Annotated in this window: 12 protein-coding genes; 7 read left to right on the forward strand and 5 right to left on the reverse strand. The window is 66.5% G+C overall.

The genetic code is table 11. The annotated features are described in order from the left end of the window. The first annotated feature begins 7 nt into the window (after positions 1 to 7). The 3 genes from C8D95_RS05905 (at position 8) to ntrX (ending at position 5,177) form a co-directional block, all read left to right on the forward strand. On the forward strand, positions 8 to 1,375 hold the full coding sequence (locus C8D95_RS05905; protein WP_109758240.1) for a response regulator: 1,368 nt from the start codon (positions 8 to 10) through the stop codon (positions 1,373 to 1,375). A gap of 102 nt (positions 1,376 to 1,477) precedes the next feature. Continuing rightward, entirely contained in the window at positions 1,478 to 3,739 is a 2,262-nt protein-coding gene (locus C8D95_RS05910) for a sensor histidine kinase NtrY-like (RefSeq protein WP_109758241.1), read from the forward strand. Positions 3,740 to 3,752: 13 nt separating this feature from the next. Continuing rightward, the gene (ntrX, locus tag C8D95_RS05915; protein ID WP_109758242.1) at positions 3,753 to 5,177 is read left to right on the forward strand and encodes a nitrogen assimilation response regulator NtrX; all 1,425 of its coding nucleotides are present in this window, start codon (positions 3,753 to 3,755) and stop codon (positions 5,175 to 5,177) included. Positions 5,178 to 5,184: 7 nt separating this feature from the next. Here the strand turns inward: ntrX and C8D95_RS05920 are convergent, their stop codons facing one another. The 4 genes from C8D95_RS05920 to C8D95_RS05935 all read right to left on the reverse strand — a co-directional run bounded on the left by C8D95_RS05920 (position 5,185) and on the right by C8D95_RS05935 (position 7,596). Beyond that, positions 5,185 to 5,583, reverse strand: a complete 399-nt coding sequence (locus tag C8D95_RS05920) for a (R)-mandelonitrile lyase (RefSeq protein ID WP_109758243.1) — start codon at positions 5,581 to 5,583, stop codon at positions 5,185 to 5,187. Between the two features lie 229 nt (positions 5,584 to 5,812). Next, the gene (locus tag C8D95_RS05925) at positions 5,813 to 6,496 is read right to left on the reverse strand and encodes an anti-sigma factor (protein WP_164721682.1); all 684 of its coding nucleotides are present in this window, start codon (positions 6,494 to 6,496) and stop codon (positions 5,813 to 5,815) included. Further along, positions 6,493 to 7,035 (reverse strand): sigma-70 family RNA polymerase sigma factor, encoded by a 543-nt coding sequence (locus C8D95_RS05930; protein ID WP_109758245.1) that lies wholly within the window; start codon positions 7,033 to 7,035, stop codon positions 6,493 to 6,495. Before C8D95_RS05930 ends, C8D95_RS05925 begins: the two co-directional genes overlap by 4 nt. Positions 7,036 to 7,179: 144 nt before the next feature. Further along, on the reverse strand, positions 7,180 to 7,596 hold the full coding sequence (locus C8D95_RS05935) for a DUF7282 domain-containing protein (RefSeq protein ID WP_109758246.1): 417 nt from the start codon (positions 7,594 to 7,596) through the stop codon (positions 7,180 to 7,182). 211 nt (positions 7,597 to 7,807) lie between these two features. On the opposite strand from C8D95_RS05935, the gene trkA reads away from it, so the two are divergent. The 4 genes from trkA to hflX all read left to right on the forward strand — a co-directional run bounded on the left by trkA (position 7,808) and on the right by hflX (position 12,342). Next, positions 7,808 to 9,184, forward strand: a complete 1,377-nt coding sequence (trkA, locus tag C8D95_RS05940; protein WP_109758532.1) for a Trk system potassium transporter TrkA — start codon at positions 7,808 to 7,810, stop codon at positions 9,182 to 9,184. Further along, entirely contained in the window at positions 9,184 to 10,689 is a 1,506-nt protein-coding gene (locus C8D95_RS05945; protein WP_109758247.1) for a TrkH family potassium uptake protein, read from the forward strand. Before trkA ends, C8D95_RS05945 begins: the two co-directional genes overlap by 1 nt. Positions 10,690 to 10,828: 139 nt before the next feature. Then, positions 10,829 to 11,062 carry an RNA chaperone Hfq gene (gene hfq / locus C8D95_RS05950; protein ID WP_109758248.1) on the forward strand — a complete coding sequence of 78 codons (234 nt, stop codon included), beginning with the start codon at positions 10,829 to 10,831 and terminating at the stop codon, positions 11,060 to 11,062. A gap of 2 nt (positions 11,063 to 11,064) precedes the next feature. Beyond that, positions 11,065 to 12,342, forward strand: a complete 1,278-nt coding sequence (hflX, locus tag C8D95_RS05955) for a GTPase HflX (protein ID WP_420902628.1) — start codon at positions 11,065 to 11,067, stop codon at positions 12,340 to 12,342. A gap of 60 nt (positions 12,343 to 12,402) precedes the next feature. On the opposite strand, the gene C8D95_RS05960 is transcribed toward hflX, so the two are convergent. Next, on the reverse strand, positions 12,403 to 14,862 hold the full coding sequence (locus tag C8D95_RS05960) for a penicillin acylase family protein (protein ID WP_109758249.1): 2,460 nt from the start codon (positions 14,860 to 14,862) through the stop codon (positions 12,403 to 12,405). Positions 14,863 to 14,879 lie beyond the last annotated feature (17 nt).

Raw genomic sequence — 14,879 nt, forward strand, 5'->3', positions numbered from 1 at the left:
TGAGAGCATGGACGGCACGATTCTGGTGGCGGACGACGACAGGACGATCCGCACGGTCCTGACCCAGGCCCTGACGCGGGCGGGCTGCAAGGTCCATGCGACTTCGTCGCTCGTCACGCTGATGCGGTGGGTCGAGGAAGGGAAAGGCGACCTCGTCATCTCGGACGTCATCATGCCGGACGGCAACGGGCTCGACCAGTTGCCGAAGATCAGCGCCCTGCGTCCGGGCCTGCCCGTGATCGTGATTTCTGCCCAGAACACGATAATGACCGCGATCCAGGCGACCGAGGCCGAGGCCTACGACTATCTGCCGAAGCCATTCGACCTGCCGGACCTGATGAAGCGGGCAGGGCGCGCCTTGGACGTCAAGCGCCGCGCGCCGTCGGCCAATGCGCCGAAGTCGCCCGAAAAGACCGCCTCCGACCTGCCGCTCGTCGGTCGGACGCCTGCGATGCAGTCGCTCTACCAGCTCATAGCGCGGGTGATGAACGCCGACCTGCCTGTCCTCATCACGGGCGAAAGCGGCACCGGCAAGTCGCTGATCGCGCGCACCATCCACGACCTGTCGGACAGGCGCACGCTGCCCTTCGTGGTGGCGACGGCCCAGGACCTCGAGACGATGGAGGGACCGGCCACCCTCATCAGCCGCACGCGGAACGGAACGCTTCTGTTCGACGAGGTGGCGGATCTGCCGGAAGAGGCACAGGCGCGGATCGTGCGGATGCTGGACAGCTTCGGCGACAGCGGCCCCCGCGTCATGGCGACAAGCCAGGCCGACCTCGCCGCGCGGCTCGAAAAGGGACAGTTCCGGCAGGACCTGTTCTACCGTCTTTCTGGCGTTGCGCTTAATGTGCCGTCGTTGCGCGAGCGGGTCGAGGACATCCGGCCCCTGACCGATCACTTCGCGGCCAAGGCCGAGCGTGACGGCCTGCCGGTGAGGACGTTCAGTCCCGAGGCGATGGACCTTATCCGAGCCTATTCCTGGCCGGGAAACGTCCGGCAGCTTGAAAATACCATTCGCCGTCTGGCGCTCACCGGCGGAGAAGACACCGTCTCGCGCAGCCAGATCGAGCTCGTTCTGGGCAATCAGCCCGCGATAGAGCCGCTGACGGGAAGCGACGACGACAAGCTCTCGGCCTCGATCGCCAAGCACCTGCGCCGCTATTTCGACCTGCACGGAGGCCAGCTTCCCCCGCCGGGCCTTTACCAGCGCATCCTCCGCGAGGTCGAAACGCCGCTGATCGGCATCGCGCTCGACGCGACAGGGGGCAACCAGGCGAAGTGTGCCGATCTTCTGGGCATCAACCGGAACACGCTGCGCAAGAAGATCACCGACCTTGATATCCGCGTGACACGCCGCCGCAAGTTGATGTAAAACCGCAACATAACAGTGGCCGATGCGTGACTCCGGTCCCACGGTCCAGAACAATATGGGCGGTCGTCGCACTATGCGACAAGGCGAATACAGGAGACCGGCGTGACGTCTCGCGCCAGGGCGCTGACCTGGGAAAAGGTGAGCAACCTCAGACGCTTGCAGCGCTATTCTAATGCTGCGGGTCTGGGGCTGGTCCTGCTTGGTCCGGTTCTCGTCCTGATGACCTTCGCAGTTCTCGGCCCGCTCGACCGCGCGGCGACGGCCTTGCCTCTGCGACTCGTTCTGATGGCGGACCTCGTTTACGCACTTGTCGTCGCCACGCTCGTCGGCATCCGCATCGCCGGCATGATTTCGGCGCGCCGCGCGCGTTCGGCGGGATCTCGCCTCCACCTGCGCCTGACCGGCGTCTTCGCGATGATCGCGCTTATTCCGACGGTGCTGGTCGCCATCTTCGCAGGCATGACCATCAACGTCGGTCTCGAAGGCTGGTTCTCGGACCGCGTGTCGGGCGTGGTGGGAGCGTCGCTCGCCGCTGCCGAGGCGTATGAAGAAGACCAGCGCCGCGACCTGGTCGAGGATGTCGGTGCGCTCGCCGAGGTGCTGGATTCGGCGCGGCGGCGTTCCGCCTTCGTGTCGGACGGCGAGCTTCGGCAGCTTCTGGGACAGGGGCAGGCCCTGATCCAGCGTGGCCTGCGCGAGGCTTTCGTGATCGACGGGACGGGCGAGATCCGGGCCCGGGGCGAACGATCCTATCTCTTCGACTTCGAGATGCCGGACGCCGCGACGCTGGCCACGGCCGCCGCCGGTGAGACGGCGGTGGTCCAGGACCTCGCCACCGACGAATTGCGTGCGCTGGTGCGCCTCGACGCCTTTCCCGACCGCTTCCTCTACGTCTCGCGCGCTGTCGACGGTCGCATCCTCGGCCTTCTCGACGAGGCAGCCGAGACGGCCCAGCTCTATAACCAGCTGGAGCGGGAACGCGGTCGGCTGGTGTTCGAGTTCGGCCTTCTCTACCTCGGCTTCGCGGTCATCCTGATCCTCGCCGCGATCTGGGTCGGGCTGTGGTTCGCCGAAAGGCTCGCCCGACCCGTCGGACGGCTCGCAGGCGCGGCGCAGCGTGTCGGCGGGGGCGACCTGGACGTGCAGGTGCGCGAGGAGCCGGGCGACGACGAGATCGCCATGCTGGGGCGGCTGTTCAACCAGATGACGCGTCAGTTGAAGGGTCAGCGCGACGCGCTGATGAACACCAACCAGCAGATCGAGGCGCGGCGGCGGCTCTTTGACAGCGTGCTATCCAGCGTCACGGCGGGCGTGATCGGTCTCGATCCGCAGGGTCGCATCACCTTCGTCAACCGGTCCGCCGAGCGTCTTCTCGCGATCGGAGAGGAGGTCCAGGCGGCCCATTTGAACGTCGCCGTCCCCGAGTTCGGCGGCCTTCTCGACAGGCTCGTGGTCTCGGGGCGGTCGGTCGAGCAGGAGGAAATCCGCATCTCGCGCGACGGTATCGCCGAGACCCTTCTCGTTCGCATCGCGACGCGAAAGGGTGCCGAGGGCGAGGACGAGGGCCACGTGATCGCCTTCGACGACGTGACCGACCTGGTGGCGGCGCAGCGCCTGGCGGCCTGGGGCGACGTCGCGCGCCGCATTGCGCACGAGATCAAGAACCCCCTGACGCCGATCCAGCTTTCCGCGGGCCGCATCAAGCGCAAGTTCCGCGATGCGCTCAGCGCCGAGCAGTCCGAGTCCTTGGGTCAGTTGACCGATGTCATCGTGCGCCAGACCGAGGATTTGCGGCGGATTGTCGACGAATTTTCCAAGTTCGCCCGCATGCCCGAACCCGAACGGAGCCTTCAGGATCTCGCACAGATCGTACGCGACGCCGTCACACTCCAGGAGGCGGCGGCGGGCGAGGTGCGGATGACCTCCGACGTTCCGACCCATCCCGTCCTTGCCGAGCTGGACGCGACGATGATCGGGCAGGCGCTGACGAACATCATCAAGAACGCAGGTGAAGCCATTGAATCCCTGCATGAAAGCGGAAAGACGCCGGAAGGTCACACGGCCCGCGTCCACGTCTCGCTGACCGCTTCCAAGGGAACAGCGCATATCACCGTCTCGGACAACGGGATCGGGCTGCCCGAGGATCGGTCGAGACTGTTCGAGCCATACGTGACGACGCGGGCCAAGGGCACGGGCCTCGGGCTGCCGATCGTCAAGAAGATCATCGAGGAACACGGCGGCAAGCTGACCCTCACCGATGCAGAGCCGCTCGACGCCACCGGCAAGGTGGGCGCGCGGGCCGAGATAACCTTGCCGCTTGCGGCACAAGACGAGCAGACAGGCGACCTGAAAGTCGCCGAATGATGGAGATGCACTGATGGGCGACATTCTGATCGTAGACGACGAACGCGACATCCGCGAACTGATCTCGGACATCCTCAAGGACGAGGGGTTCACCACTCGTCTGGCCGGGACATCGGACGACGCGATGGCCGAACTGAACAAGGAGCCGCCGGCGCTGATGATCCTCGACATCTGGCTGAAGGACAGCCGGATGGACGGCATCGACATCCTCAAGACGGTGAAGCGCGACAACCCGGATGTGCCGATCATCATCATTTCGGGCCACGGCAACATCGAGATCGCGGTCGCAGCGATCAAGCAGGGCGCCTACGACTTCATCGAGAAGCCCTTCAACATCGACCAGCTCATGGTGGTCATCACCCGCGCGATGGAGACGTCGCGGCTTCGGCGCGAAAACTCCGAACTGCGACGGAAGGACGTGACGACGACGGACATGATCGGCATGTCGCCGGCCTTCCGCACGCTCAAATCGCAGCTCGACAAGGTGACGAAGTCGAACGGCCGCGTGATGCTGACCGGCCCGTCGGGCGCGGGGAAGGAAATTGCCGCGCGCTACATCCACACCCACTCCGAGAGGTCAGACGGCCCCTTCATCACCGTCAACTCGGCGTCGATCGAGCCCGAGCGGATGGAGGAGGTCCTCTTCGGCCGTGAAAGCTCGGGCCGCGGGATCGAGCCGGGTCTGCTGGAGCAGGCGCATGGCGGGGTGATCTACTTCGACGAAGTGGCCGACATGCCGCTTGGAACGCAGTCCAAGATCCTGCGCGTCCTGACCGAACAGCAGTTTCAGCGCGTCGGCGGCGGCGACAAGGTGCGGGTCGACCTGCGCGTGATTTCGTCCACCACGCGCAACCTCGAGGCCGAGGTCGAGAGCGGCACCTTCCGCCAGGAGCTGTTCCATCGACTGAACGTGGTGCCGATCGACGTGCCGGCGCTGGCCGAACGGCGCGAGGACATCCCCGAACTCGCCACGCATTTCATCCACAGCTTCAACAAGGCGCAGGGTCTTCCGCTTCGGAAACTGTCGGAAGAGGCCGTGACGATGCTTCAGACCATGGGCTGGCCCGGCAATGTGAGACAGCTCAAGAACGTCATCGAGCGCGTCCTGATCCTTGGCGGCGACAGGGGCGACATTCAGGCCTCCGAGATCCCGTCCGAGACGCCGCCCGAGTCTTCCGAGGAAGGCCGTGTCGTGCTGTCGGGAAGCCTCGCCACGCTGCCCCTGCGCGAGGCGCGGGAGTTGTTCGAGCGCGAATACCTGCTCACGCAGATCAACCGCTTCGGCGGCAACATCAGCCGCACGGCGGGCTTCGTCGGCATGGAGCGGTCTGCGCTGCACCGCAAGCTCAAGTCGCTGAACGTCGTGACCTCGTCCCGCTCGGGCGCCCGCATCGCAAGCGTGCTGGACGAGGAGGCGGACCTGGAAGAGGACGCTTGAGGGGCGCTCAGCCCCTCAGGTAATCCTCGTCCGAGACATGCTCCTCCCAGGTCACGCGGCTTCCGTCGCGGGCCTCGGCGATGGCGATGTGGGTCATGGCGGTCTGGTCCGTCGCTCCGTGCCAATGACGCGTGTCGGGCGAGAACCAGACGACGTCGCCCGGACGGATCTCCTCGCGCGTGCCGCCCTCGGTGCAGGCCCAGCCCACACCTGCCGTCACGATCAGTGTCTGGCCGTAGGGATGCGTGTGCCACGCCGTCCGCGCGCCGGGCTCGAAGGTGACGGTCAGTCCCGAGACGCGGGCCGGGGCCTCGGTCTCGAACGGTGTGTCGAAGCGGACGGTGCCGGTGAAATACTCGGCCGGGCCGGGACGTGAGGGGTTTGTGCCGTTGCGGGTGATCTTCATGCGGTCCTCCGTTTCCGGGAACCCTAGACGCTGAAGCGGGAAGGCGCGACGGCTTATTCCGTCCCCCGGCGACCCGACGCCTTCGGAGGAACCAAAGACACCGGGCAAAGACGCCGCCAGGGGACGCCCCTGCCAGGGGACAGGGGGCACTCGCACATGCAGGGACGGGTTCGCAGTCCCGACCCCAGAGGAGTCACGGGAGACGGCGCGCCCGGGTTTCATGCGTCGGTCAGATTTCCTCGACGCCTGCCGCCGAGAGGATCTCTCCCGTGGGCTGGCCCGTCGGGGAACCGCCGTCGGGTTCGTCCGAGATTGCGAGCGTCACGCCTTCGAGCGCGCTGCGGACGGCTTCGGGAACCTCGTAGCCGGCTCGGGCGGCGTCGTCGGGCAGAAGGCCTACAGGGACGGGCGCCTCGCCGTCCGCAATCGCCCAAAGCTCCAGGTCGCGGCCCGGTGCGGCAGAGCCGTCCGTGCGCGTGACGCGGATGTGCCCCGTGACGCTGTCGTAGACGGCGAGGACCCGAAGCGCGCCATCCTCCGAGGTGAGCACGGTGGCATAGAGGATCGGCACGCGCACCTGAGTGGCGACTTCGTATCCAAGGACGGCGGCGAGGGCGAGCGAGGCGGCGGCAGTAGCCTGCCAGAACCCGGCGCGGGCCAGCCATCCCTGCTTCTGCTCCTGCCCGAAGACACGGGCGAGGAGTTGGCGGCGTGCGGCGGCAGACGGTTGAACCGGGGCGACGTCGGAGGCCAGATCGGCAAGACGTGCCTGCCAGAAGGTCACCTCCTGGGCGAAGGCCGGTTCGGTCAGCGCGCGTGCCTCGGCGGCGCGGGCCTCGTCCCCGTCGAGCAGGCCGAGCGCCAGTTCCGCCGCGAGGATCGCGTCATCTTCCGGAAGGTCGGAGGGCATCATCGGGACAGGCACTCCCTCAGCGAGATCAGGCTGCGGCGCAGCCATGTTCTCATGGTGTTGAGCGGCACGTCAAAGCGCGACGCCAGGTCGGCATAGCTCTGGCCGTTCAGATAGGCGCCGGTAACCGCCGCGCGGCGGTCCTCGGCCAATTCGTCCATGCAGTCGACGATGCGCTGCGCCTCGGACGCCGCGATGACATCCCCTTCCGGCGAGCGGCGGGGCGAGGGAAGGGTATCGAGCATCGCCTCGGTCGCGGATTCGGGCCGCCGCGCACGCAGCCGGTCGATGGCGGTGTTGCGCGCGATGGTGATGAGCCACGTCATCGGCGAAAGGCCGTTGACCTGGTAACGGTCGGCCTTCTTCCAGATTTTGACGTAGGCGTCCTGCATGGCATCCTCGGCTGCTGCACGGTCGTTTAACACACGCAGGCAAACGCCGAGAAGTTTCCCGCTCGTCGCGTCATAAAGGTCTGAAAATGCCGCTCTTTCTCCCAGTGCCACGCGGGCGATCAGGGCTTCGATCCGATCCTGTGGGGTCATGTTCGGCCCGTTCCTTCGTACCGCCGCGTCTTGCGAGAGGGTGCCTTGGACTTCGGGGGGGCGCAACCGTCATGGCGGCTGCCGGCCCGGAATCTTGCGGGCGGTTCCAGCCGTGCCGGAACCGCCCGCGAAGATGGTTTTCAGTTACTGAGCGGTGATGACCTGCATCACGAGTTGGTCGTCGACGCGGATCGGGCCGTCTTCCGTGGCGCCGAGCGTATATTCAAAGACGCCGGTCGACATGCCGCCCGCTTCCGAGTGGACCATGAGCATAAGCATGTCGCCGGGGGCCACCTCTTCCTGAAGGATGGCGGCGACGTCGGTGTTCTCACCGGCGCGCAGGGGCGCATAGCCCACGACGGGGCCAGGCTTCATCTCGGCGTCGGTGCGGTGAACGACCAGCCATCCGTTCTCGGTCGCGGTGATCATGTCAGCCGAGACGATGCCGTTCGACACGTCCTGATCGGCCGCCATGACGGCGGGGTTCATGGCATGGGCTGCGGCCAGCGCGATGCCGGTCGAGGCGGCGAGGGCAAGTGCGGCGATCGAAAGGGTCTTCATGTACGGTTCCTCCGTTTTCATTCACTGTCCTACCCACGCCCCACGGCGCGCCAGAGTTTCGCGTGCCAGCGCAAATGCCGCGCCCGCTACCGCAACTAACTGAAAAATGGCGGAAATTTTCGAAGCTCGCGAGGCCATCCGGCTTTGTACGCTTGATCGCCGCACCGCCTCATGCGACAGAGGCGCGACGGAAGGCGGCAAGGGGCCCTTCATGAAGGTCATCATCTGCGGCGCGGGCCAGGTCGGCTGGCAGATCGCGCGGCACCTTTCCGGCGAAAGGAACGACGTCACCGTCGTCGACAACAACGCCGAACTGGTGCGCCGCGCGACCGATGCGCTCGACGTCCAGGGGATCGCGGGCCACGCCAGCTATCCCGACGTGCTGGAGCGGGCCGGCGCCCGCGACGCGGACATGATCATCGCCGCGACCTATTCGGATGAGGTGAACATGGTCACCTGCCAGGTCGCCCACTCGATCTTCGAGGTGCCACGCAAGATCGCGCGGCTTCGCGCGCAAAGCTACCTGACGGCGATCTACTCCGACCTCTACCGCCGCGACCACATGCCGATCGACGTGGTGATCTCGCCCGAACGCGAAGTGGCCGAGGCCGCCCTTCGCCGCCTGAACGCGCCCGCGGCTTTCGACACCGAGATGTTCCTCGAGGGCAAGGCGCAGCTTCTGGGCATCCAGCTCGACGAGAACTGCCCGGTGGTGAACACGCCCCTGCGGCAGCTCACCGATCTGTTCTCGACGCTTCGGGCGATCGTGGTCGGCGTACGTCGCAACGGCAAGCTGTTCGCGCCCGAGCCGGGCGATCAGCTCTTTCCCGACGACCAGGTCTACGTGATGGCCCACTTCCAGGACATCAATCGGACCTTCGAGATCTTCGGCAAGACGGTCCACCGTCAGGAGCGCGTCGTGATCCTTGGCGGCGGCAACGTCGGCCTCGCCGTCGCCCGCGCGCTGGAAGGGCGGGCCGAACGGTTGCGCGCCCGCGTGATCGAGAAGAACCGCTTCAACGCCGAACGCGCCGCAGACGCGCTGGAGCGGACCATCGTCCTGCATGGCGACGGCATGAACATGGACCTGCTGAACGAGGCAGGGATCGACCGGGCCGACGCCATCCTCGCCGTGACCGACGACGACAACACCAACCTTCTGGCCAGCGTGCGCGCCAAGCAGCTGGGCTGCCCCATGGCCATTGCGCTCATCAACGATCCGACGCTGATCCCGCTGATGGAGCCTCTGGCCATCGACGCCTACATCAACCCGCGGGCCACCACGGTAAGCTCGATCCTGCGGCACATCCGGCACGGGCGGGTGCGCAGCGTCTATTCCATCGGCGACGCCGAGGCCGAGGTGATCGAGGCGCAGATCCTCTCGCCCTCGCCTTTGGCCGGGCGCCTGATCCGCGACATCGAATTCCCCGAGGGCGTGCTGGTCGGCGCGGTGATGAAGAACGGCGAGGTGGTGAAGCCCACGGGCGATCTGAGGATCGACGAAGGAGACGTCATCGTCGTCTTCGCGCTCGCCGCCGACGTCCCCGAGGTCGAGCGCCTGTTCCAGGTCTCGATCGACTTCTTCTGATGAGCCGCTTTTACGACCTGCCTTTCATCGTCATCCTCATGGGGATCGGCGCCGCCGCGATGATGGTGCCTGCCGTCTATGCCTCGGTCGTCAACGACAACGAGACGGCGCGGGCGTTCTTCTATCCATCGGTGCTTTTCTCGATGCTGTTCGGCATGGTCGCGCTGGCCACGGCCAACATCCGGATCCGCCGACAGGGTCGAAGCCACCTGATCTCGATCGTGGCGTGTTATGCCGTGCTGCCCGTGATGCTGGCGGTGCCCTTCTCGGAGGCGGTCCCAGACACGACATTCCTCAACGCCTATGTCGAGATGGTGTCGAGCCTGACGACGACGGGCGCCACGCTTTTCGCGCCCGAGCGCCTGCCTGACGCGGTCCACTTCTGGCGCGCGATGGTCGGTTGGATGGGCGGCTTCTTCGTCTGGGTCACGGCCATCGCGATCATGGCGCCCCTGAACCTGGGCGGGTTCGAACTGACCTCGGCCGCCGAGATCGGGCAGGGCGCGCGCGAAAGCCGCCGCACCGCCGAGCCGTCCGAGCGCATCCGGCGCGTGGGAGCGCGGCTGTTTCCGGTCTATCTGGGTCTGACGGTCGCCCTCTGGATCGCGCTTGTCGTCTCAGGCGACCGCGCCATCGTGGGCCTGGTACATTCGATGTCGACACTCTCGACTTCGGGCATTTCGGTGCTGGGCGGTCTCGAACCAGCCGGATCGGGCTATGTCGGCGAGTTCATCGTCTTCCTCTTTCTGATCTTCGCCCTGTCGCGCGTGACTTTTGTATCGGAGGAGCGCCCGGACGGCGTTCGAAGCCTCTGGAACGACCCCGAGATCCGACTGGGCCTCGCGATCACCGGGACGCTTGCCGTCCTTCTTTTCCTGCGCCACTGGGTCGTCAGCTTTGAAGACGGGACCGAGCTTCGGGTGCTCGAGGGCCTGCGCAGCGTCTGGGGCGCGCTTTTCACCGTGCTGTCCTTCCTGACGACGACCGGCTTCGTCGCCGCCGACTGGGACACGGCGCAGCTTTGGTCGGGGGTAAGTTCGCCGGGCGTTCTTCTCGTCGGGCTCGCCGTCTTCGGCGGGGGCGTTGCCACCACGGCGGGCGGTGTCAAGCTCCTCCGCGTGTTCTCGCTCTACCAGCACGGCCTCCGCGAGATGGAAAAGCTCGTCCACCCCCGCTCGGTCGGCGGCTCGGGACGGCACGGGCGGCGCTTCCGGCGTCAGGGCGCCTATGCGGCCTGGGTGTTCTTCATGCTCTTCGCCATCTCGATCGCGCTGGTGGTGGGAGCCTTCACCCTCGTCGGTCGCATGGGCTTCGAAGAGGCGATGATCCTGACCATCGCGACGCTCTCGACGACTGGTCCTCTGACCGCAGTGGCGGGTGGAGAGCCGATCGATCTGGCGGCCTACTCCGAAGCGACGAAGGGCATCATGTGCGCCGCCATGATCCTCGGCCGGCTCGAAGCGCTCGCGATTATCGCGCTTCTCAACCCGGAATTCTGGCGTTGATGCCGCAAGACGAGGCAAATCCACCATAAACCGGCCCCCGCGATCTCAATTGGGGGTGGCACATGGCGAATCTGTCCGTAATATCCCATCACCACGAAGGGTCGGTCGATCAACGGCCGCAATAAGAAGGCTATGAAACATGGCTTCGGACAGACAGAATTTGCAGGACGCATTTCTGAACCACGTCAGGAAGACGAAGGTTCCCGTAACGATTTTCCTCATCAACGGCGTCAAACTCCAGGGCGTCATCACCTGGTTCGACAATTTCTGCGTTTTGCTGCGCAGGGACGGTCAGTCGCAGCTTGTCTACAAGCACGCGATTTCCACCATCATGCCGGCACAGCCGATCTCGCTCTATGAAGGTGAAGAATAGGGGTGGAGAACGCGGACGGTCGGTCCATTACTCGGGCGCTCGTCCTTCATCCCGACATCACCGGCAATCCTGACCGGCGCGATGCCGGCTATGCCCTGGACGAGGCCGTGGCGCTTGCCGCTGCCTTGCCTGGGCTTCAGGTCGTGGGTGCGGAGGTCATTCGGCTGAAGAAGCCGCAGCCGGGCAAGCTGTTCGGCACCGGCAAGGTCGAGGAGCTTGCGGCGCGCATCAAGGCGGACGAAGTCGAGCTCGTTCTGGTGGATGGGCCGGTTACCCCCGTGCAGCAGCGCAACCTCGAAAAGGAATGGTCGGTCAAGCTTCTCGACCGGACCGGGCTGATCCTCGAGATCTTCTCGGACCGCGCCGCGACGCGCGAAGGTGTTCTCCAGGTCGAGATGGCCGCGCTCAGCTACCAGCGCACCAGGCTTGTCCGCGCCTGGACCCACCTCGAACGTCAGCGTGGCGGGCTGGGCTTCGTCGGAGGCCCCGGCGAAACCCAGATCGAGGCCGACCGCCGCGCCATCGACGACCAGCTCGTGCGTCTGAAGCGCCAGCTCGAGAAGGTAGTGAAGACCCGCGCGCTGCACCGGGCGGCGCGCGCCAAGGTGCCGTTCCCGATCGTGGCGCTTGTGGGCTATACGAACGCCGGCAAGTCGACGATCTTCAACCGCCTCACTGGAGCCGACGTTCTGGCGAAGGACATGCTGTTCGCCACGCTCGATCCCACGATGCGGTTGGCGAAGTTGCCTTCGGGCCGGCCCGCGATCCTCTCCGACACAGTGGGCTTCATCTCGGACCTGCCGACGCAGCTCGTTGCCGCCTTCCGCGCCACCCTCGAAGAGGTGCTGGCCGCCGACATCATCCTCCACGTCCGCGACATCTCGCATCCCCAGACCGAAGAGCAGCGCGAGGATGTCCTCTCGGTTCTGTCCGACCTGGGGGTCGGTCAGGATCGCCGGATGATCGAGGTATGGAACAAGATCGACCGCCTGCCGCCCGAGGCGCAGGAGCCCCTGCGCACCGCGGCCGAACGGCGCGAGGACACCATCGTCACCTCGGCGCTGACCGACGACGGCCTTTCCACCCTGTTGCCGATTGTCGAGGCCGCCCTCGACGAAGGCCGCCGGCAAGAGCGCCTGGACATCCCGCACGACGATGGCCGCAAGCGGGCCTGGCTCTATGAGCAGGGCGTCGTGACGAACGAGGACGAGACCGAGGACGGATGGCGGCTGGACGTGTCGTGGTCCGCGATCCAGGCGGCCCGCTTCGCACAGCTCTGAGATTGTACTGTCGGAAACCACTTCGGGGTGAGACCCCAAGGGGCCGAGGGGCAGCGCCCCTTACTCTGCAGGTTCGAGCCGCGTTATCCCTTCGGCTCCGGCGCGAGCCAGGTCGGGGTCGAGCGTCATCGGGATGTATTCCCCTCGCCGCCACAACTCGCCCAGATCGTCGTAATGCCGCGACAGCGGGTGGCCCGACTGCCCCGTAGAGATCACGAAGACCGAACTGTCGGGGTCGGCGAAGTCGTAGACGCCCCGGTAGCCCGCGCCGTGGGTGTTCTGGAACGGGTTCGGATCGCGCCCCGACGTCAGCCCGCGCAAGAGTGTGTGGTCGCCCCCGCTCGTCGACTGCCGGATGTTCACCAGCCACGAGAACCAGCCCACGTCACCGAGGACAGGATGGTCGTGTGTGGCCTCGTGCGCGTCGCCCCACCTGAGCGACTCGAGCGACTGACCGTAGGTTTCGTCGATCCAGACGAGCGCGTCGTCGAGCGCCAGCCGCGCTATGTCGGTGCAGGTCTCCTCCGGCGCCGACTGGATCACGTCGCACCAGACCGAGGCCCCGTCGCGGTTGCGGAACACGCGCTCGACGAAGATCGGCTCGAGATGCGGGAAGGCGTCGGCCAGGGTGCCGAGTTCGTCGCGGATCAGCCGGTCCTGAAGCCGCCGCATCCACGCCATGTAGATCAGCGGCTCGGGCAGGTGCTCGTTCATCTCGCCGTTCCAGCCCGCCAGCAGGTCCAGCGCATCCCGGCGCCGGCGTTCGGGTGTGCCCTCGGCGGCCGCTTCTCCGGTGAACCACAGGTTGCGGGCGACAAGCGGCAGAAGCGTGCGCGCCGTGATCGACACGGTATCGAGTTGCGCCTCGATGAAGCTCTCGCGGGTGTGGACCTCGCGCGACTGCATCAGGCGCTCCCACCTCTGGATGCGCTGCGTGTCCCCCCAGTCGAACGACATGTGGAGCGGGAAGGGACGGTCGATGACCTTGTTGTTGGTGTTGCCGAGGATGCCGCCCTCGGGGTCGACGAACTCGGGGTTGGATGCGTCCGACAGCCGCCCCTGCCAGCGGTTCTCGGCCAGCCAGCCGGGAGCGGGCATCCGTCCCTGGGTCTGGTGACGCGCGGCGCGGCGCGGCAGCGCGCCGATCACCTTCATCGCGATCCGCTCGCTGTCGACGACCGTCAGGTTCTGGGGCGGCGCGACGAAGGCCTGTCCGGCCTCCAGCGCCTCGTCGACCGTGCCGGCGCGCATCACGCCGAGAAGCGCCTGCACCGAGGTGTCGGTCGGTCCAAGTGCCGTCCATCCAAGCGACGCCACATGACCTCTCGGCGTCACCGCCGCGAGGTCGTAGTGCGAGCCCGGCAGGACCGGACCGTTGTCGGTCCAGCGCAGCGTGAGGGTGATCGGATCCGCGTCCTTGATCGTGATGAGCGAGGTGCGCTCCGCCATCTTCTTCCAGCCCGAGGGCGTCAGAACCTCCTCGGGGTTGTCGGGGTTCAGCTTCTCGATGAACACGTCCTGATCGTCGGCATAGGACGAGGTCAGGCCCCATCCCAGATTTTCCGAACGGCCCACCAGAACCACGGGAGCGCCGGGAATCGTGCCGCCGATCACCCCGCCCGTGGCCAGTTCCAAGCGGGCCAGATACCAGATCGAGGGCGCCGTAAGTTCGAGGTGGGGATCGTTCGCCAGAAGGGTCCCACCGGCCGCCGAGCGGAAGGGCGCCGCGGCCCAGACGTTGGACGCGCCCGCCATTCCACGGGGTGCGACCGGCGACAGTCGATCCGGCCAGGTCACCTGGGCATAGGTCGGCAGGGGCGCGTCGAAGAGCGAGGCGTATTCGGGCAGGGCGGCCACGCCCGGCCCCGGCGTGTCGGGCAGGATGTCGGCCAGACGCTCGTCGGGCAGCATCTGCGAGACCCGCGCGCGAAGCACCTCGGTCTGGAGATGGCCCGACAGTTGCAGGGCCATGAGCTTGCCGATGACGATGCTGTCGGCCGGCTGCCAGGGGGCGATCGACGGCTCGAACAGCCAGAACTCGGGCGCGCCGCGACCGCGCGCGCCGGTATTGACCTCCTCGAGCCAGGCGTTGACGCCCCGGGCATAGGCGGCAAGCGCGGTCCGGGTATAGTCGTCCTGGGCCTCGAGCGACTTCACCGACAGGGCGTAGAGGTCGAAGCGCCGCAGCAACTCGTCGACCTTCGCGGTCCGCGCGCCGAAGATCTCGGACAGCCGGCCCTGTGCGGTGCGCCGCAGCATGGTCATCTGCCACAGCCGGTCCTGGGCATGAGCAAGTCCGAGCCCGAAGTAGACGTCCTCGTCCGTTGCCCCGAAGATATGGGGGACGTCGGCGTTGTCCCGCACGATCTCGACCGGCGCCGAGATGCCGGCGACGGTCAGCGTTCCCGAATACTCCGGGATCGAGCGCGAGAAGAACCAGTAGAGCACGACGGCCGCGAGCAGGACGAGGGCGAGGATGCCCGTCACGATGCGCAACAGCCAGCGGAAAAGGCGCAGCATCAGGCGACCCTTGACGG

Origin of the sequence: Silicimonas algicola, assembly GCF_003148765.1 — a bacterium.
GTDB lineage: Bacteria > Pseudomonadota > Alphaproteobacteria > Rhodobacterales > Rhodobacteraceae > Silicimonas > Silicimonas algicola.